We start from the raw sequence: 3,118 nt of genomic DNA, 5'->3' as shown, positions 1-3,118 counted from the left end.
TGTTTGTGGTCGATGCCGCGCATGAGAATAATCAGGTTCGTAATGCAGATGTAATTCTATCAGCCTCAAACATCGCATGGATACTGGAAAATCTATTAAATCAACACCCTGCTAGATCTTCTTTCCGCCGAAACGACCTAGATTTGCACAAAATTTATGCAAACCGAGGCAGCCCAGGGTAGCTTGTCAAGCACCCTGAAATGCAATACGCGTAGCTGCGGCAGCCCTGCTGCTGGGGGCTACCCCGGATCGGCAGCCCGGTTTGGCCGCGAAGCGGCGAAACGTTCCAGCCCCGCCCGGCACGGCCCGGCCGCAGCCGGCAGCGATTCCCCATGTGGATGGTTTGATGTGAATGGTCCGATTTGACACCTTTTCCCCGATTGCCCAACATGGATGCCCCCCGTTTCCGGCATCGCGCTTTTCCCTCATGCTCCGCTCCGACGATCTGCTGGCCCGCTCGCTCGCCGCCGTCTGGCACCCGTGCACGCAGATGAAGCACCACGAGGCCCTGCCCTTGGTACCGATCGTGGGCGGCGAAGGTGCGTGGCTGATCGATGCCGACGGCCGCCGCCTGCTCGACGGCATCAGCTCGTGGTGGGTGAACCTGTTCGGGCACTGCAACCCGCGCATCAACGCCGCGCTCAAGGACCAGCTCGACACCCTGGAGCATGTGATGCTCGCCGGCTTCACCCATCCGCCGGTGGTCGAGCTATCCGAACGCCTCGCCGCCCTCACCGGCCACCGCCTGGGCCATGCCTTCTACGCCTCGGACGGCGCCTCGGCCACCGAGATCGCGCTGAAGATGAGCGTGCACTACTGGCGCAACCACGGTGAGGCGGGCAAGAACCGTTTCCTCAGCCTGGCCGGCAGCTACCACGGCGAGACCGTCGGCGCGCTCGCGGTCACCGACGTCGCCCTGTTCCGCGACGCCTACGCAGCGCTGGTGCGCGGCGGCGGCACCGTGCCCTGCCCCGACGCCCGCCTCGCCGCGGACGGCGAACCGGCGGCCGAGGTGGCGCGGCGCGCGGCGGCGGCGCTCGAAGCCCATCTCGACGCCCACCACGCCGAGACCGCGGCGCTGATCGTCGAACCCCTGGTGCAGGGTGCCGCCGGGATGGTGATGTACGACGCCGAGTACCTGCGCCTGGCGCGCGCACTGTGCGACCGCTACCGGGTGCACCTGATCGCCGACGAGATCGCCGTCGGCTGCGGGCGCACCGGCACCTTCTTCGCCTGGGAGCAGGCCGCCGGCGCCGGCGCGGCGGACGGCTGGCCCGACTTCCTGTGCCTGTCGAAAGGCATCTCCGGCGGCTATCTGCCGCTGTCGCTGGTGCTGAGCTCGGATGAGATCTACCGCGCCTTCTACGACGAGCGCACGGCGCGCGCCTTCCTCCATTCCCATTCCTACACCGGCAACCCGCTGGCCTGCCGCGCGGCGCTCGCCACCCTCGACATCTTCACCGCCGACGGCGTGATCGAAGCCAACCGCAGCCGCGCCCGCCTGCTCGGCGACGCCGTGCGTGCGCGCTTCGCCGACCACCGCGCGGTGCGCCACCTGCGCCAGTGCGGAATGATCGCGGCCTTCGACGTCGCCGGCGCCCCACCCGACTTCGCCCGTCGCTTCTTCGCTGCCGCCCTCGAACAAGACGTGCTACTGCGCCCGATCGGCGACACGGTGTATTTCATGCCGCCCTACATCGTCGATGCGGACGACATCGACCGCCTCGCCGACGGCGCGGCCGCCGCCCTCGCCGCGGCACTGGCCTGAACCCGCCCCGGTGAGCCGCACATGAGCCTGCGCGACGACCTCCATGCCGGCCTCGCGGCGCTCGAGCGCGACGCCCTGCGCCGCCGCCGGCGCAGCAACACCCTGCCGTGCGCGCCGCGGGCACAGGTCGACGGCCGCGCCCTGCTCGCCTTCGGCAGCAACGACTACCTCGGCCTCGCCGCCGAGCCGGCGCTCGCCGCCGCGCTCGCCGCGGGCGCGCAGCGCTTCGGCACCGGCGCCGGAGCCTCGCACCTGGTCACCGGCCACCATGCGGTGCACGACGAACTGGAAACCGCGCTCGCGCGCTTCGTCGGCACCGAGCGTGCGCTGTATTTTTCCACCGGCTACATGGCCAACAGCGGCGTGCTGCCGGCCCTGCTCGGACGCGGCGACGCGGTATTCTCCGATCGCCTCAACCACGCCTCGCTGGTCGATGGCATGCTCCTGTCGCGTGCCGCGATCCAGCGCTATCCCCACCTCGATCTCGCCGCGCTCGACGCCCTGCTCGAACGCAGCACCGCTCGCCGCAAGGCGATCGTCACCGATGCCGTGTTCAGCATGGATGGCGATGTCGCACCGCTGCCCGCGCTGCTCGAACGCGCCGCCCGCCACGACGCCTGGCTGGTCGTGGACGACGCCCACGGTTTCGGCGTGCTCGGCCCGCAGGGACGCGGCACGGTCGCCGAAGCCGGCCTCGGCGCCCCCCCTGAAGCCGGCCTCGGCGCTCACCCCGAAGCCTGGCGCATCGTGCTGATCGGCACCCTGGGCAAGGCCGCCGGCGTCGCCGGGGCCTTCGTCGCCGGCGACGCGACGCTCGTCGAATGGCTGCTGCAGAAGACCCGCACCTACATCTTCACCACCGGCGCGCCGCCCGCGCTCGCCCATGCGCTGCTCGAGAGCCTGCGCCTGATCGAGGCCGGCGATGGCCGCCGCGCCCATCTGCACCGCCTGATCGCCCTCTTTCGCGCGCGCGTCCGGCTGCAGCGCTGGCGCCTGCTGCCTTCGCGCACGCCGATCCAGCCGGTGGTGATCGGTGACAACGACGAAACCCTGGCGGTATCGGCGGCGCTCGAAGCCGCCGGCTTGTGGGTGCCGGCGATCCGTCCACCCACCGTCCCTGCCGGCAGTGCCAGGCTGCGCGTGTCGCTGAGCGCAGCGCATCATGAGGACGAGGTGATCCGCCTTGCCGACACCTTGAGCGAACTGGAAAGGCAGAGCGCATGAGACACCCTGTGTCACCCCCCGGCGGTTTGAAGGAACGGCTTAGCTGCGCCGTGGTTGGCGACGTCATAGGGCTTGCGATCGGTCCAGGCACGCCAGAGCACACGCACCCAGGCGCGGGCAAGGATG

Annotated in this window: 3 protein-coding genes; all 3 read left to right on the top strand. The window is 69.9% G+C overall.

Going from position 1 to position 3,118, the window contains the following annotated elements; genetic code table 11:
* Window positions 1–182 (top strand): hypothetical protein (locus MXC99_RS00570; RefSeq protein WP_247723699.1); only part of this gene is annotated, 182 nt, incomplete at its 5' end.
* Between the two features lie 245 nt (window positions 183–427).
* Window positions 428–1,768: an adenosylmethionine--8-amino-7-oxononanoate transaminase gene (locus tag MXC99_RS00565; RefSeq protein WP_247723698.1), complete on the top strand. Its 1,341-nt coding sequence runs from the start codon at window positions 428–430 to the stop codon at window positions 1,766–1,768.
* Window positions 1,769–1,789: 21 nt separating this feature from the next.
* Window positions 1,790–2,992 carry an 8-amino-7-oxononanoate synthase gene (bioF, locus tag MXC99_RS00560; RefSeq protein WP_247723697.1) on the top strand — a complete coding sequence of 401 codons (1,203 nt, stop codon included), beginning with the start codon at window positions 1,790–1,792 and terminating at the stop codon, window positions 2,990–2,992.
* Window positions 2,993–3,118 lie beyond the last annotated feature (126 nt).

Source organism: Thauera aromatica (assembly GCF_023093595.1).
Lineage (GTDB): Bacteria > Pseudomonadota > Gammaproteobacteria > Burkholderiales > Rhodocyclaceae > Thauera > Thauera aromatica_A.
Note: the sequence above shows the minus strand (reverse complement) of the source record. Positions and strands in the feature narration are given on the sequence as shown.

What these genes read in the sequence shown, in the direction of transcription:
- MXC99_RS00565 (WP_247723698.1), top strand. Translation starts at nt 428, where the DNA reads ATGCTCCGCTCCGACGATCTGCTGGCCCGCTCGCTCGCCGCCGTCTGG.
- bioF (WP_247723697.1), top strand. Translation starts at nt 1,790, where the DNA reads ATGAGCCTGCGCGACGACCTCCATGCCGGCCTCGCGGCGCTCGAGCGC.